Origin of the sequence: Streptomyces sp. P9-A4 (genome assembly GCF_036634195.1) — a bacterium.
GTDB lineage: Bacteria > Actinomycetota > Actinomycetes > Streptomycetales > Streptomycetaceae > Streptomyces.
The window spans coordinates 5,454,615-5,469,415 of record NZ_JAZIFY010000001.1 but is presented as its reverse complement, the minus strand read 5'-3'; the positions used below and the strand labels follow the sequence as shown (position 1 = coordinate 5,469,415).

The window sequence follows — 14,801 nt, the reverse complement described above, 5'->3', positions numbered from 1 at the left end:
GCGGTCCATGCAGGCGACCGCGTTCACGTACGACCCCGAGACCCGCAGCGGCAGTGTGCTGCTCGACGACGGCACCCCCGTGGAGTTCGGGGCGGAGGCCTTCGACACGGGCGGGCTGCGGCTGCTGCGGCCGGGGCAGCGGGTCCGGATCGAGACCGAGCCCGGCACGTCGGGCGCCGGGCTCCGGATCACACTGGTGACGCTGCAGACGTTCTAGACGGTGTGCGCGCCGCGGGCCGGGCTCCCCGAGGGGAGCCCGGCCCGGCGGGTGTCTACCGCTCGTCCTACTTCTTGGCGGCGGTCTTCTTGGCGGTCGTCTTGCGCGCCGTCGTCTTCTTGGCGGGCGCCTTCGTCGCCGTGGCCTTCTTCGCGGCCGGCGCGGTCTTCTTGGCCGTGGCCTTGGTCGCCTTCTTCGCGGCGGCCGTGGTGGTCTTCTTGGCGGCGGCGGAGGTCTTCTTGGCCGCGGCCGTGGTGGCCTTCTTCGCGGGGGTCGCCTTCTTGGCGGCCGCCGTGGTGGCCTTCTTCGCCGGGGCCGCCTTCTTCGCGGCCGCCGTGACCTTCTTCGCCGGGGCCGCCTTCTTCGCGGCGGCCTTCTTGGCGGTGGTGGCCTTCTTCGCCGCGGCCTTCTTCACGGTCGCCGAGGCGGCGCCACCGGTGAGGCTGCCCTTGGGGGCCTTCTTGACGGAGACCTCGCCGCCCTTGGGGAGCTTCTTCGAGCCGCTGACCAGGTCCTTGAAGCCCTGACCGGCACGGAAGCGCGGGACGGAGGTCTTCTTGACCCGGACCCGCTCACCCGTCTGCGGGTTGCGGGCGTAGCGGGCCGGACGGTCGACCTTCTCGAACGAGCCGAAACCCGTGACCGAGACCCGGTCGCCCGCGACCACGGCACGCACGATGGCGTCGAGCACGTGGTCGACGGCTTCGGCGGCCTGCTGGCGACCGCCCATCTTGTCGGCAATCGCTTCTACGAGCTGCGCCTTGTTCACGTCTTCCCCTTCGGAGACATTGCCAGAACGAAAGTGTTCAAGCTTTTTCGCACGTTAGGCATGTATATACCGCAAATCAAACACGAAACGGGCTAATCACCCTAGTGCCGCAACGCGGAAGACCCGCTGCGGAGTTCCTGGTGTCAGTCGTCCTCTGGGAATCGGCCCTCGTCGAGGTCCTTCATCAACCGCTCCAGACGCGTTGCCGCGTCCTTGAGATCGTGCTTCGCCGCGGCCGTCACGACCAGCAGCTTCCGGGACAGCGCCATCCTTACGCCCTCCGGGACTTGCAGTGAGCGCACTCTTGTGTGCGCTTCCTTCAATCGGGCGGCGACCGACTCGTATAGCTCGAGTTGGCTGTCGCGTTCCATGCACCGATTGTGCCATCTAGGGCGAGTTGTCGCCCGACAGGGTCTCAACAAGCGACTGCGCCCCCCACCGGGCGGTGGGGGGCGCAGTCTTGGAAAAGCGCTGCTCAGGCCGTAATTGTACGGGGCTTGAAGGCCGGTCGTGACCCCTCATATGCCGCGATGTCGGCTTCGTTCTGAAGGGTGAGGCTGATGTCGTCGAGTCCGTTCAGGAGCCGCCAGCGGGCGTTCTCGTCGAGCTCGAAGTCTGCGTCGATCCCGGCGGCCAGGACCTTGCGCCGCTCCAGGTCGACGGTGATCTCGGCGGTCGGGTCGGCCTCGGTCAGCTCCTGGAGCGCCTCCACGGTCTCCTGCGGGAGGACCACGGTCAGCAGGCCGTTCTTCAGCGAGTTGCCGCGGAAGATGTCGGCGAAGCGGGAGGAGATCACCGTCTGGAAGCCGTAGTTCTGGAGCGCCCAGACGGCGTGCTCACGGGAGGAGCCGGTGCCGAAGTCGGGGCCGGCCACCAGGACCGAGGCGCCCTGCCGCTCGGGGCGGTTGAGAACGAACTCCGGGTCCTTGCGCCAGGCCTCGAAGAGGCCGTCCTCGAAGCCGTCGCGGGTGACCTTCTTCAGCCAGTGCGCGGGGATGATCTGGTCGGTGTCGACGTTGCTGCGGCGCAGCGGGACGGCCCGGCCGGTGTGCGTGGTGAAAGCTTCCATGGTTCCTCAGACCCCCGCGGTGGTGGCGACGTCGGACAGATCGGCCGGGGAGGCCAGATGGCCCAGGACGGCGGTGGCGGCGGCGACCTGGGGCGAGACCAGGTGGGTCCGGCCGCCCTTGCCCTGCCGGCCCTCGAAGTTGCGGTTGGAGGTGGACGCGGAGCGCTCACCGGGAGCCAGTTGGTCGGGGTTCATGCCCAGGCACATGGAGCAGCCCGCGTGCCGCCATTCGGCCCCGGCCTCCTTGAAGACCTTGTCCAGACCCTCCTCGACGGCCTGCAGCGCCACCCGGACCGAGCCGGGGACGACGAGCATGCGGACGCCGTCGGCGACCTTGCGGCCTTCGAGCAGACCGGCGGCGTTGCGCAGGTCCTCGATGCGGCCGTTGGTGCAGGAGCCTACGAAGACGGTGTCGACCCTGATGTCGCGCAGCGGCTGTCCGGCGGCCAACCCCATGTACTCCAGGGCCTTTTCGGCGGCGAGGCGCTCCGAAGCGTCTTCGTACGAAGCCGGGTCGGGGACGTGTCCCGAAAGCGGCGCGCCCTGGCCCGGGTTGGTGCCCCAGGTGACGAACGGCGCCAGGGAGGCGGCGTCGATGACGACCTCGGCGTCGAAGACGGCGTCCTCGTCGGACTCCAGGGTCTTCCAGTACGCGACGGCGGCGTCCCAGTCCTCGCCCTCGGGGGCGTGGGCGCGGCCCTTCAGATAGGCGAAGGTGGTCTCGTCGGGGGCGATCATGCCCGCGCGGGCACCGGCCTCGATCGACATGTTGCAGATGGTCATCCGGGCCTCCATCGAGAGTTTCTCGATGGCGGAGCCCCGGTACTCCAGGATGTAGCCCTGGCCGCCGCCGGTGCCGATCTTCGCGATGATCGCCAGGATCAGGTCCTTGGCGGTGACGTCCTCGGGCAGCTCGCCGTCGACCGTGATCGCCATGGTCATGGGGCGGGCCAGCGGCAGCGTCTGGGTGGCGAGCACGTGCTCGACCTGGCTGGTGCCGATGCCGAACGCCAGCGCGCCGAAGGCGCCGTGCGTGGAGGTGTGCGAGTCGCCGCAGACCACGGTGGTGCCGGGCTGGGTGAGGCCCAGCTGCGGTCCCACCACGTGGACGACGCCCTGCTCGACGTCGCCCAGCGGGTGCAGCCGGACACCGAACTCGGCACAGTTCTTCCGGAGGGTCTCCAGCTGTGCGCGGGAGACCGGGTCGGCGATCGGCTTGTCGATGTCGAGGGTCGGGGTGTTGTGGTCCTCGGTGGCGATGGTGAGATCGAGGCGCCGCACCTGCCGGCCGTTCTGGCGCAGGCCGTCGAAGGCCTGGGGGCTGGTCACCTCGTGCAGCAGGTGCAGATCGATGAAGAGGAGGTCGGGCTCGCCCTCTGCGCGCCGGACGACATGGTCGTCCCAGACCTTCTCCGCGAGTGTCCTACCCATCGCTTTCCCTCCGGCCGACGTCTACGCCGGCACAACTAGAGACCCGTTTCGCGGGCCGTTGTGCGGCCGCCTCACCAGAGTGACAAGTTCCTCGGGAAATTGAACTTGCGTTTCACAGAGTGAGACGCGAATATCGTTGCATGGACAACTCTAGCGGCGTAGGCGTTCTCGACAAGGCAGCCCTTGTCCTGGGCGCCCTGGAGTCCGGTCCGGCCACCCTCGCAGGACTGGTCGCGGCGACGGGACTCGCACGGCCCACGGCACATCGTCTCGCCGTGGCACTGGAACACCACCGGATGGTGGCGCGTGACATGCAGGGCCGGTTCATTCTCGGACCGCGCCTGTCGGAGCTGGCGGCGGCGGCCGGTGAGGACCGTCTGCTCGCGACCGCGGGCCCGGTGCTGACGCATCTGCGCGACGTCACCGGCGAGAGCGCCCAGCTCTACCGCCGGCAGGGCGACATGCGCATCTGTGTGGCGGCGGCCGAGCGTCTCTCGGGTCTCCGGGACACCGTCCCGGTCGGCTCGACGCTGACGATGAAGGCCGGCTCCTCGGCGCAGATCCTGATGGCCTGGGAGGAGCCCGAGCGGCTGCACCGCGGCCTGCAGGGCGCCCGCTTCACGGCGACGGCCCTCTCGGGCGTACGGCGCCGCGGCTGGGCCCAGTCGATCGGTGAGCGGGAGCCGGGCGTCGCGTCCGTCTCCGCGCCCGTGCGCGGCCCGTCGAACCGCGTGGTGGCCGCCGTGTCGGTCTCCGGGCCGATCGAGCGTCTGACGCGCCACCCGGGCCGGATGCACGCCCAGGCGGTCATCGACGCCGCCGCCCGCCTCTCCGAGGCTCTGCGCCGCACCGGCTGACGTCCCTTCCTTCCGTACGGCCCCGGCCCACCGCTTCAACGCCGCAGCGGTGGGCCGGAGTTGTGTACGGATCCGTCCAACGGTCCCCGGACAGCGAAGAAGCCCTCCCCCGAAGGGAAGGGCTTCTTCTCTCTGTACCCCCGACCGGATTCGAACCGGCGCTACCGCCTTGAGAGGGCGGCGTGCTAGGCCGCTACACAACGGGGGCCCTGCGGATCAGATCCGCGGTGCAGATGAGCTCTGCGAGCTGGCCTACCTGGACTCGAACCAAGAATGACGGTACCAGAAACCGTAGTGTTGCCAATTACACCATAGGCCATGGTGGTTACACCGTACCCCCGACCGGATTCGAACCGGCGCTACCGCCTTGAGAGGGCGGCGTGCTAGGCCGCTACACAACGGGGGCCCTAGCGATCCCACCCGGCACGAGCCGGGTGATGTCACCGCGGATCCACCGGGAGCTACCCAAGTGATCCGCAGGATGGATCTGTACCCCCGACCGGATTCGAACCGGCGCTACCGCCTTGAGAGGGCGGCGTGCTAGGCCGCTACACAACGGGGGCTTTGTGGATGCCATCCACGGGTTGCAGATAAAGCTCTGCGAGCTGGCCTACCTGGACTCGAACCAAGACTAACGGAACCAGAAACCGTCGTGCTGCCAATTACACCATAGGCCACCGGAACAACTTCCCCACCAGGGAGGATCTTGCTCGGCTTGCGCTTTCCGGGTTCTTGCCTTTCGGCTTGTTCCCCTCGGCGCAGGAAGAACATTACCCGAAGGTGGACGGTGCTCCAAAACGGGTATCCCCGCTGAGCAGGTCCGGAAGCTGCCGGAGGTCCGTGATCCGGTTCAGTTCGGGGCGCCCGCCGATGTCCGCGCGGTCCAGCCAGATGCCCCTGAGGCCCGCCTCCACCGCTCCCCTGGCGTCGATGTCGGGCTGGTCCCCGACGTACGCCACCTCGTTCGGGTGCAGCTCAAGGGCGGTGCAGGCGGCGTGGAAGGCCTCCGGGGCCGGTTTGGCCACCCCGAGTTCGGCGGCGCAGAGGACGGCCTCGAAGCGGTCCCGTACGCCGAGGACCCGCAGCTTGCGGTCCTGGTTGTGGATGCTGGAGTTGGACAGGATCCCGTGACGATAGTCATCGGCCAGCAGGTCCAGGACGGGGACGGCGTCGGGGAAGAGCTCCCAGGCCGCCTCGTAGTGGGAGACGTACCGGTCGAACCAGTCGTCGGCCTCGGCAGCGCTCAGCGGCCGTGCCAGGAAGTCCCGGACGCGGTCCCTGCGCTGCTCCCGGAAGTCGACGCCGCCGGCCTCGAAGCGGCGCCAGTGCAGCGCGGTCAGCTCCCGCCAACGACGAAGGGCCCGGTCGACGGAGTCGAATCCGTCCACCAGGCCCTCGGCCGTCAGGTGCGCGCTCATGCCGGCGTGGTCGGCGCGTGCGTAGTCGAAGATCGTGTCGTCGACGTCCCACAGCACCGCGCGGATGGTCATGGCTCGACCGTACCGCGCGGCCGGGGTCAGGCGGAGAGCTTCGCCAGGGCCGCGTCGATGCGGGCCAGGGTCTTCTCCTTGCCCAGGATCTCCAGGGACTCGAAGAGCGGCAGGCCGACCGTGCGTCCGGTGACCGCGACGCGGACCGGGGCCTGGGCCTTGCCGAGCTTGAGGCCGTGGGCCTCGCCGGCGACCAGGACGGCGTTCTTGAGGGACTCGGGGTCGCTCCAGTCGGCGTCCACGAGCTTCTCGCGGGCGGTGGTGAGCAGGGCCGCCGGCTCGCCCTTCATCGCCTTGTCCCACGAGGGCTGGTCGAAGACCGGCTCGGACAGGAAGAGGAAGTCGACGTTGGCCGTGATCTCGGAGAGGACGGTCATCCGGGTCTGGGCGTGCGGCGCGATGGCCTCCCAGGCGGCGCGGTCGAAGTCCTCGGGCGCCCAGTTGGCGTGCGGGGCCTTCAGCCAGGGCTCGCAGGCCTCGGCGAAGGCCTTCACGTCCAGCATGCGGATGTGGTCGGCGTTGATCGACTCGGCCTTCTTGAGGTCGAAGCGCGCCGGGTTGGCGTTGACGTCGGCGATGTCGAACTTCGCCACCATCTCGGGGATGGTGAAGAGGTCCTGGTCGGCCGAGAACGACCAGCCGAGCAGCGAGAGGTAGTTCAGCAGGCCCTCGGGGAGGAAGCCGCGCTCCCGGTAGAGGTTGAGGGAGGCCTCGGGGTCGCGCTTGGAGAGCTTCTTGTTGCCCTCGCCCATCACGTACGGCAGGTGGCCGAAGGAGGGGATCTCCTTGGCGATGCCCAGCTCGATCAGCGCCTTGTAGAGCGCGACCTGGCGGGGGGTGGAGGAGAGCAGGTCCTCGCCGCGCAGGACGTGGGTGATCTCCATCAGGGCGTCGTCGACCGGGTTGACCAGCGTGTAGAGCGGGGCGCCGTTGGCCCGGAGGATGCCGTAGTCCGGCACGTTCTCCGGGGTGAAGGTCAGCTCGCCGCGGACCAGGTCGGTGAAGGTGATCGGCTCGTCGGGCATCCGGAAGCGGACGATCGACGCGCGGCCCTCGGCCTCGTACGCCGCCTTCTGCTCGGCGGTGAGGTCGCGGCAGTGGCCGTCGTAGCCGGACGGGCGGCCGGCGGCGCGGGCGGCGGCGCGGCGCTCGTCGAGCTCCTCGGTGGTGCAGTAGCAGGGGTACGCGTACCCGCCGGCGAGCAGCTTGTCGGCGACGTCCTTGTAGATGTCCATCCGCTGCGACTGGCGGTAGGGGGCGTGCGGGCCGCCCACCTCCGGGCCCTCGTCCCAGTCGAGGCCGAGCCACTTCAGCGAGTCGAGGAGCTGGTCGTACGACTCCTCGGAGTCGCGTGCGGCGTCGGTGTCCTCGATGCGGAAGACCATGGTGCCCTCGTTGTGCCGGGCGAAGGCCCAGTTGAAGAGAGCGGTGCGGACCAGACCCACGTGGGGGTTGCCGGTCGGCGAGGGACAGAAACGGACGCGGATCGCGTTAGCCACGCTTGATCACCTTATTGGTGAGAGTGCCGATGCCTTCGATGGTGACGGCGACCTCGTCGCCGACGTTGAGGGGGCCGACCCCGGCGGGGGTGCCGGTGAGGATGACGTCGCCGGGGAGCAGCGTCATGGCCTCGGTGATGTGGACGACCAGGTCCTCGATGGAGCGGATCATGTCGCTCGTACGACCCAGTTGGCGTTGTTCGCCGTTGACCGTGGCCTGGATCGTCAGGTCACGGGGGTCGAGGTCGGTCTCCACCCAGGGCCCCAGGGGGCAGGAGGTGTCGAAGCCCTTGGCGCGGGCCCACTGCTTCTCGCGCTGCTGGGCGTCGCGGGCGGTGACGTCGTTGGCGCAGGTGTAGCCGAAGATGACGTCCTTGACGCGCTCGCGGGGCACCTCGCGGCACATGCGGCCGATGACCACGGCCAGTTCGGCCTCGTGGTGCAGCTCGTTGGAGAAGGAGGGGTACTCGATCGCGTCGCCGGAGCCGATCACCGAGGTGGTGGGCTTGAAGAAGGCGACGGGGACGTCGGGGACCTCGTTGCCGAGTTCGGCGGCGTGTTCCGCGTAGTTGCGGCCGATGGCCACGACCTTGTTGGGGAGCACGGGCGGCAGGAGCCGTACCTTGCTCAGCGGGACCTTGGTGCCGCTGAGCTCGAAGTCGGTGTACGGGATGCCCTTGATGATGTCGAGGACGAGGCCGCCGGACTCGACGGTTCCCTCGCCTTCGACGGCGCCGAAGGCCACATTGCCGTCGATGGAGAATCTGGCGATGCGCACGAGTGCTTTCGCCCCTCACTTGGTGCTGGCTGGAGTCTGACGCTCCAGGCTAACGCGGCGCGAGGGTGGCCGAACGGCGATATCACCGGGGTGGATGACACGGGTGACGCGGGATGTGACGCCGGATGACCCGTGGAGTCCCCCGCCGGGGTCAGCGGGACGCGGTGGCGTACGGCTGGGGCTCGTACGGCGCGGGGGCCTGCATGAGGATCGTGCGGCGGGGGTTGGCCGTGTTCGTGGGCAGCTCGACCGCGTACTCCGGCCGGGCGCCCCGGCCGAGCTCTGCGGCGTCCGTGAGGTGGACGAGGGTGGAACGGCGGGGGTTGGCCGTGGTGCCGGGCGTCGTCGTCTTCATCGCGGTGATCTGACCTTGTTCCGGTACGGGCGCCCCGTGCGGGCGCGAAGGGGTGTAAAGCGTCAGGCTAAACATGCGATTCCCTTCGAATGCATGGCTAAGACATCGATCAGCGTGTGAGTTTGCTCACCACTGGCGATACATTCCGGGCATTACGGACCGCCACTCCTGGTCACGGAAAGGGACATTACGCCACTGAACGATCTATTCCGCTCCTGATCATGTCGACTGGGACACACGGGTACGCGCGGCCATTGGAGGGGAAAAGTCCGAATCCTCCGTGATCATCTTCTACATGGGGTGACCCCTCGGGCACGGGTTGTCATTCCCCTCGCGGCGCGCCACGAGGCCCTTGTTGGAGATCCGGCACTGTGCTGGAATTCCACGCACCGCCGCGGGTTTCAAGCCGGCGCGCAGGGGGCGCAACGCAGCGCCGGCCATGTGGCGGGAAAGGGGGAACTGCGCCGGTCACCGACGACCACCTGGGGCGCTCCGCGCCCCGATTGACGCCGACACCGTCCTCTCCGTTCATCCGGAAGGGCGCCTGGTCCAGAGGTTGCGACGCTAGTGCAGGGACGTTTCAAGAGGGATGGCTCGGGGTCTCCCCAGGCCCGCCAGGGCCGAGCGGATGCTCCGGCGGAGCAGGAACCGCGTACCGACCGCGGTCCCTCGGCCTCGCGCACCCCGAACCAGGGTCAGGGCCCGTCCGACGGCGGTGACGGCGGCAGGCGTGCGAACGCGGCGGCCGCCCCCTCCGAGCCGGCCGAGGCCTCCGTCAAGCCCCGCGCCGAGAACGAGGTCGGCCCGCGAATAGCCCTGCGCAACTGGCGCATCTCCACGCGCCTGGTCGCACTGCTGACCCTCCCCGTGGTCGCCGCGACCGCCCTGGGCGGCATCCGCATCAGTGAGTCGCTCCAGGACATGGAGCAGCTCGACCACATGCAGCTGCTGACCAAGCTGACCCGTGAGGCGACCGACCTCGCGCAGGCCCTGCAGGCCGAGCGCGACCTGTCCGCCGGTCCGCTGGCCAACGGCCGCCCGGTCAGCGACTACCAGGTCGCCAACAACCGCCGGAAGACGGACCGCGAGTACAAGGCCTTCCTCGAGGCCACGGAGGACATCCCGTCCACCGACGGCGACGAGGCGCTGCGCAGCATCCGGCAGAACGTCAGCCAGATCGCCTCGCAGGTCATCCAGCTCAACACGATCCGCGGCAACGCCTACGAGAAGGGCGTCTCCCACTCGGTGACGGTCGAGGCCTACAGCCGCCTCGTCCGCTCGCTGCTGAGCCTGTCCCAGGACATGGCGCAGGCGACCAGCAACCCCGACATGATCAAGCGGACCCGCGCGCTCGCCGCGTTCTCGTCCGCCAAGGAGTACGCCTCCATCCAGCAGGCGATCATCGCCGGCGCCCTCCCCCAGGGCGACAAGACCGCCGGACGGCTCCAGCAGGGCGACCGCCTCTACGGCGAGGCCGCGCTGAACTCCGAGAGCGTCGAGCTCAAGTCGTTCCAGGCGATCTACGAGTCGACCGGTGGCGACGCCAACGAGCTGACCGCCTCGCTGAACAGCGGCAACCCCTCGATCCTGGCCGCCGAGAAGTACGCCGAGCGCGTGCTGAAGTCCGACGACGCCATGCCCGGCGGCGCCAAGCGCGGCCATCTGAACTTCACCGACGAGTACGGCACCAAGATCGCCGCCATGAACCGCATCGAGCGCGGTCTGCTCGGCGACATGGAGAGCATGGCCCGTGAGCTGCGGCAGGACTCGCAGCGCGAGGCCATCATCAACGGTGCGCTGATCCTCCTCGTCCTCGGCGTCTCGCTCATCGGCGCCTTCGTCGTGGCCCGGTCGATGATCCGCTCGCTGCGCCGGCTCCAGGACACCGCGACCAAGGTCGCCCAGGACCGACTGCCCGAGCTCGTCAAGCAGCTCTCCGAGTCCGACCCCCAGGACGTCGACACCTCCGTCGAGTCCGTCGGTGTGCACTCCAGGGACGAGATCGGCCAGGTGGCCGCGGCCTTCGACGACGTGCACCGCGAGGCCGTCCGCCTCGCCGCCGAGCAGGCCCTCCTCCGGGGCAACGTCAACGCGATGTTCACCAACCTCTCGCGCCGTTCCCAGGGCCTCATCCAGCGTCAGCTGTCGCTCATCTCCGAGCTGGAGTCCCGCGAGGCCGACCCGGACCAGCTCTCCTCGCTCTTCAAGCTCGACCACCTCGCGACGCGTATGCGCCGTAACGGTGAGAACCTCCTCGTCCTCGCCGGTGAGGAGCCGGGCCGCCGCTGGACCCGCCCGGTCCCGCTGGTCGACGTGCTCCGCGCCGCCGCCTCCGAGGTGGAGCAGTACGAGCGCATCGAACTGTCCTCGGTCCCCGCGACCGAGGTCGCCGGCCGGGTCGTCAACGACCTCGTGCACCTCCTCGCCGAGCTGCTCGAGAACGCGACCTCGTTCTCCTCCCCGCAGACCAAGGTCCGGGTCACCGGCCACGCGCTGCCGGACGGACGGGTGCTCGTCGAGATCCACGACACCGGCATCGGCCTCTCCCCCGAGGACCTCGCCGCGATCAACGAGCGGCTCGCCTCGCCGCCCACCGTGGACGTCTCGGTCTCCCGCCGCATGGGTCTGTTCGTGGTCGGCCGCCTGTCCCTGCGACACGGCATCCGCATCCAGCTGCGCCCGTCCGACTCGGGCGGCACCACCGCGCTCGTCATGCTTCCGGTCGACGTCGCCCAGGGCAACAAGAAGCCGATGCCCAAGCAGGGTGCCGGTGGCCAGGGCGCGATGCCGCCCGGCGCCTCCGCCCCGGGCGGACGGCTCCCCGCGGGTCCCGGCGCGGCCGGCGGCCCCGGCGGGACGCGTCCGGGCCAGGGCGGCGCTCCGACGGCCGGACTGCTCGGCGCCGGTGCCGGCCCGGCACGCGGTCAGGTCGGTACGAGCGGTCCGCGGGCCGCGCTGCCCGCCCGGGAGGGCGCTCCGCTCACCGGCGGACCGCAGTCCCGCAATCCGCAGCAGCAGCCGCAGCCGCAGAACGCCCAGTTCGACCAGACCGGTCAGCTGCCGCAGATCCCCCCGGCCCCGCAGGCGCCGGGCCAGGACGCGATGCGGCCGGGCCCCGGTGGCGGTCTCATCGGCGGCGCCGCGAGCGCCATCCCCTCCCGTACGGACGTGTGGGGCAACCAGGGCAACCAGGCCAACCAGGGCGGCCGTCCCGGCAACCAGGCCGGTCAGGGTGCCCCGCAGGCGGGACCCGGCGCGCCGCAGCAGCAGCAGCCGCACGGCCAGGCCCCGCAGGGCAACCAGCCCGCCGGGTACGACTTCCCGCGCGCCGAGCTGCCGGGGGGCAACCCCCAGCCGCAGCGCCCGCAGGCCGCGAGCTGGGGCAACGACCCGGCCCAGCAGCCGGTCCGGCGCCCGCAGCAGGAGATGTCCCCGCTGGACGCCCCGCGCGGTCACGAGGAGCCGGAGACCCCGGGCCTGTTCGGTGCTCCGGCGGCCCCCCAGGGTCCCGGTTCCACCGGCCAGTTCCCGCGTCCCGACTTCGGCGCCCCGCAGCAGCAGCCCCAGCAGGGCCGCCCGCAGCAGGCCCCGCAGGTCTACCAGGGCGGTGTGCAGGACCCGGCGTCGACGGCGCAGTTCCCGCGCCCGGACTTCGGCGCCCCGCAGGGCCCCGGTTCCACGGGCCAGTTCCCGCAGCCGGACTTCGGCGCCCCGCAGGGTCCCGGCTCCACCGGGCAGTTCCCGCAGCCCGACCTCGGCGCCCCGCAGGGTCCCGGCTCCACCGGCCAGTTCGCCCGGCCGGACTTCGGCGCCCCGCAGCAGCCCCAGCCTCAGCAGCCGCAGGCCCCGCAGGCGTACCAGGGCGGCCAGCAGCAGCAGTTCGGCCGGCAGCCCTTCGTACCGCAGGCGCAGCAGCAGGCCCCGCAGGGCCGGCCCCCGGCGCCGCGTCAGCGGACCGGCGAGGACTTCGGTGCCCCGCGTCCGGCCGAGCCGGTCCGGCAGCAGCCCCAGCAGCCGCAGCTCCAGCAGCCGCGCCGTCCGGAGGCCCTGCCGCCGGCGAGCGGTGCGGGCGACGGCCGTACCCCGCTGTACGACACGCTCGAGACCAACTGGTTCCACCAGGAGCAGGCTCAGCAGCAGGCCCAGCAGCAGGACCCGGCGCAGACGACGCAGACCCCGGTCGTCGCGCAGCCGTCCGCTCCGGTGCCCGCCGACGGCGGTCGGCAGAACGGCGGGGCCGCCTGGCGGACCTCGCCCAACGACGAGCTGGTGCGCCAGGCCGAGCGGGTCCGCAAGCCCGCGGCCGGCGGCGTCACCACCTCCGGCCTCCCCCGGCGCGTGCCGAAGGCCAACCTCGTACCCGGGACCGCCCAGGAGCAGGCGCACAGCGCCGGCCCCCAGGTCTCGCGTGCACCCGACGACGTCCGCGGCCGGCTGACCAATCTGCGCCGCGGCATCCAGCAGGGCCGGCAGGCCGGTAACTCGACCACGGGTAACCACCACCTCGGTCCGAACCACCAGCAGGAGCGTTAGTGAACGCGATGAGCCAGGCGGCGCAGAATCTGAACTGGTTGATCACCAACTTCGTGGACAACACCCCCGGGGTGTCGCACACGGTGGTGGTCTCCGCCGACGGACTCCTGCTGGCCATGTCCGAAGGATTCCCCCGCGACCGCGCCGACCAGCTGGCGGCGGTCGCGTCCGGACTGACCTCGCTGACCGCGGGCGCGTCCAGGATCTTCGAGGGGGGCCCCGTCGCGCAGACCGTGGTGGAGATGGAACGCGGCTTCCTCTTCCTCATGTCGGTCTCCGACGGTTCCTCGCTGGCCGTGCTCGCGCACCCCGAGTGCGACATCGGCCTCGTGGGCTACGAGATGGCGCTGCTGGTCGACCGGGCCGGCAGCGTGCTCACCCCGGACCTGCGTGCGGAGCTCCAGGGCAGCCTGCTCCACTAGCGGGTCCCGCATTCCGGACAAACCCACCGCACCACCGACCGACAGGGCGGTACGCCCCTCCGTACCGCCCTGGGCACCGTTCACCGTCCGGCCGCCCCATCCGGCCCCCCACCGGCCCCATCAGACGGCAGAGAGCTTGCTGTCACGCCCGGAGGATTCATGACCCCGCCCCCCGCCTCTCACGATCCGTACGGCGCCTCAGTCGACGAGTACGGACACGAGGGCGACCAGCCGCTGGTGCGTCCTTATGCGATGACCGGCGGCCGGACCCGGCCGCGCTACCAGCTCGCCATCGAGGCGCTGGTCAGCACCACGGCCGACCCGGCGCACCTCGCCACGCTGCTTCCGGAGCACCAGCGGATCTGCCACCTGTGCCGTGAGGTCAAGTCGGTGGCCGAGGTGTCCGCGCTCCTGTCGATGCCGCTCGGCGTCGCCCGAATCCTCGTCGCCGACCTGGCGGAAGCCGGCATGGTGGCCATCCACCAGCCGGGCAACGGAGAGACCGGCGGCACGCCGGACGTGACTCTGCTCGAAAGGGTGCTCAGTGGACTTCGCAAGCTCTAGCGGCGGCGCGGCCCGGTCTACCACCAGCGCGAAGATCGTGGTGGCGGGTGGCTTCGGCGTGGGCAAGACCACGTTCGTGGGCGCCGTCTCTGAGATCAACCCGCTGCGTACCGAAGCCGTCATGACCTCCGCGTCGGCCGGTATCGACGACCTCACGCACACGGGTGGCAAGACGACCACCACGGTGGCGATGGACTTCGGCCGCATCACCCTGGACCAGGACCTGATCCTGTACCTGTTCGGCACCCCCGGGCAGGACCGTTTCTGGTTCATGTGGGACGACCTGGTCCGCGGCGCCATCGGCGCCGTCGTGCTGGTCGACACCCGCCGTCTCGCCGACTGTTTCCCGGCGGTCGACTACTTCGAGAACAGCGGTCTGCCGTTCGTGATCGCCCTCAACGGCTTCGACGGCGCCCAGCCGTACCAGCCGGAGGAGGTCCGCGAGGCCCTGCAGATCGGCCCCGACACCCCCATCATCACCACCGACGCCCGCCACCGCGCCGACGCCAAGAGCGCTCTCATCACGCTCGTCGAGCACGCCCTCATGGCCCGGCTGAAGTAGCCGGGCGGTCAGGGGCGGTTGTCATATGCCTCCGCCAGGGGCGGTCTGTGTCCTTCGACACGACCGCCCGACCTGTTCATAACGTTTCGACAGAGAATTGGGGCGCCTCGGACACCCGACGCATCCGGTCGGTGCCGCTGCGCTCACCTGAGCCCCGCCATTTGGCGGGGCTCGCTCTTTATGCCCGTTTTATGTCAGGCCTGGACCACTGAAAGCCGCCGCTGCCCACTGTTTGGAACGGAACCCCTTCACGTG

The 14,801-nt window shown here is 70.2% G+C and carries 14 protein-coding genes and 5 tRNA genes; 6 read left to right on the top strand and 13 right to left on the bottom strand.

The features are described from left to right. The first annotated feature begins 7 nt into the window (after window positions 1-7). Entirely contained in the window at window positions 8-217 is a 210-nt protein-coding gene (locus tag V4Y03_RS24760) for a hypothetical protein (protein ID WP_317875034.1), read from the top strand. A 67-nt stretch (window positions 218-284) separates the two neighbouring features. On the opposite strand, the gene V4Y03_RS24755 is transcribed toward V4Y03_RS24760, so the two are convergent. The 4 genes from V4Y03_RS24755 to leuC form a co-directional block, all read right to left on the bottom strand. Then, window positions 285-986, bottom strand: a complete 702-nt coding sequence (locus tag V4Y03_RS24755) for an HU family DNA-binding protein (RefSeq protein ID WP_332436324.1) — start codon at window positions 984-986, stop codon at window positions 285-287. 143 nt (window positions 987-1,129) lie between these two features. After that, complete coding sequence (locus tag V4Y03_RS24750; RefSeq protein WP_267046049.1) at window positions 1,130-1,357, bottom strand: hypothetical protein; 228 nt, start codon at window positions 1,355-1,357, stop codon at window positions 1,130-1,132. A gap of 104 nt (window positions 1,358-1,461) precedes the next feature. Next, window positions 1,462-2,055, bottom strand: coding sequence for a 3-isopropylmalate dehydratase small subunit (gene leuD, locus V4Y03_RS24745; RefSeq protein WP_317875036.1), 594 nt, complete (start codon window positions 2,053-2,055; stop codon window positions 1,462-1,464). Window positions 2,056-2,061: 6 nt separating this feature from the next. Further along, window positions 2,062-3,486 carry a 3-isopropylmalate dehydratase large subunit gene (gene leuC, locus V4Y03_RS24740; RefSeq protein WP_332436323.1) on the bottom strand — a complete coding sequence of 475 codons (1,425 nt, stop codon included), beginning with the start codon at window positions 3,484-3,486 and terminating at the stop codon, window positions 2,062-2,064. A 140-nt stretch (window positions 3,487-3,626) separates the two neighbouring features. Between leuC and ndgR the strand changes: the two genes are divergently transcribed. Further along, entirely contained in the window at window positions 3,627-4,343 is a 717-nt protein-coding gene (gene ndgR, locus V4Y03_RS24735; RefSeq protein WP_317875038.1) for an IclR family transcriptional regulator NdgR, read from the top strand. A gap of 135 nt (window positions 4,344-4,478) precedes the next feature. On the opposite strand, the gene V4Y03_RS24730 is transcribed toward ndgR, so the two are convergent. The 9 genes from V4Y03_RS24730 to V4Y03_RS24690 form a co-directional block, all read right to left on the bottom strand. After that, a tRNA-Glu gene (locus tag V4Y03_RS24730) sits at window positions 4,479-4,551 on the bottom strand. A gap of 39 nt (window positions 4,552-4,590) precedes the next feature. Then, window positions 4,591-4,662 (bottom strand) — tRNA-Gln (locus V4Y03_RS24725). Between the two features lie 14 nt (window positions 4,663-4,676). Then, a tRNA-Glu gene (locus V4Y03_RS24720) sits at window positions 4,677-4,749 on the bottom strand. Between the two features lie 84 nt (window positions 4,750-4,833). Continuing rightward, window positions 4,834-4,906, bottom strand: a tRNA-Glu gene (locus V4Y03_RS24715). 42 nt (window positions 4,907-4,948) lie between these two features. Continuing rightward, window positions 4,949-5,020, bottom strand: a tRNA-Gln gene (locus tag V4Y03_RS24710). Window positions 5,021-5,113: 93 nt separating this feature from the next. After that, complete coding sequence (locus tag V4Y03_RS24705) at window positions 5,114-5,833, bottom strand: HAD family hydrolase (protein WP_332436321.1); 720 nt, start codon at window positions 5,831-5,833, stop codon at window positions 5,114-5,116. Between the two features lie 26 nt (window positions 5,834-5,859). Continuing rightward, the gene (gene gltX / locus V4Y03_RS24700) at window positions 5,860-7,332 is read right to left on the bottom strand and encodes a glutamate--tRNA ligase (protein ID WP_317875040.1); all 1,473 of its coding nucleotides are present in this window, start codon (window positions 7,330-7,332) and stop codon (window positions 5,860-5,862) included. Next, window positions 7,325-8,110, bottom strand: coding sequence for a fumarylacetoacetate hydrolase family protein (locus V4Y03_RS24695; RefSeq protein ID WP_317875041.1), 786 nt, complete (start codon window positions 8,108-8,110; stop codon window positions 7,325-7,327). The genes gltX and V4Y03_RS24695 overlap by 8 nt, the downstream gene beginning before the upstream one ends. A 151-nt stretch (window positions 8,111-8,261) precedes the next feature. Then, a complete protein-coding gene (locus tag V4Y03_RS24690) occupies window positions 8,262-8,465 on the bottom strand; it encodes a hypothetical protein (RefSeq protein ID WP_317875042.1) in 204 nt (67 codons plus the stop codon). Window positions 8,466-9,032: 567 nt separating this feature from the next. Between V4Y03_RS24690 and V4Y03_RS24685 the strand changes: the two genes are divergently transcribed. The 4 genes from V4Y03_RS24685 (at window position 9,033) to V4Y03_RS24670 (ending at window position 14,546) form a co-directional block, all read left to right on the top strand. Continuing rightward, window positions 9,033-12,998: a sensor histidine kinase gene (locus V4Y03_RS24685; RefSeq protein WP_332436319.1), complete on the top strand. Its 3,966-nt coding sequence runs from the start codon at window positions 9,033-9,035 to the stop codon at window positions 12,996-12,998. Window positions 12,999-13,006: 8 nt separating this feature from the next. Further along, window positions 13,007-13,420 carry a roadblock/LC7 domain-containing protein gene (locus V4Y03_RS24680; protein ID WP_030496942.1) on the top strand — a complete coding sequence of 138 codons (414 nt, stop codon included), beginning with the start codon at window positions 13,007-13,009 and terminating at the stop codon, window positions 13,418-13,420. Window positions 13,421-13,579: 159 nt separating this feature from the next. After that, window positions 13,580-13,984, top strand: a complete 405-nt coding sequence (locus V4Y03_RS24675; RefSeq protein ID WP_017235980.1) for a DUF742 domain-containing protein — start codon at window positions 13,580-13,582, stop codon at window positions 13,982-13,984. After that, entirely contained in the window at window positions 13,965-14,546 is a 582-nt protein-coding gene (locus V4Y03_RS24670) for a GTP-binding protein (protein WP_017235981.1), read from the top strand. The genes V4Y03_RS24675 and V4Y03_RS24670 overlap by 20 nt, the downstream gene beginning before the upstream one ends. Window positions 14,547-14,801 lie beyond the last annotated feature (255 nt).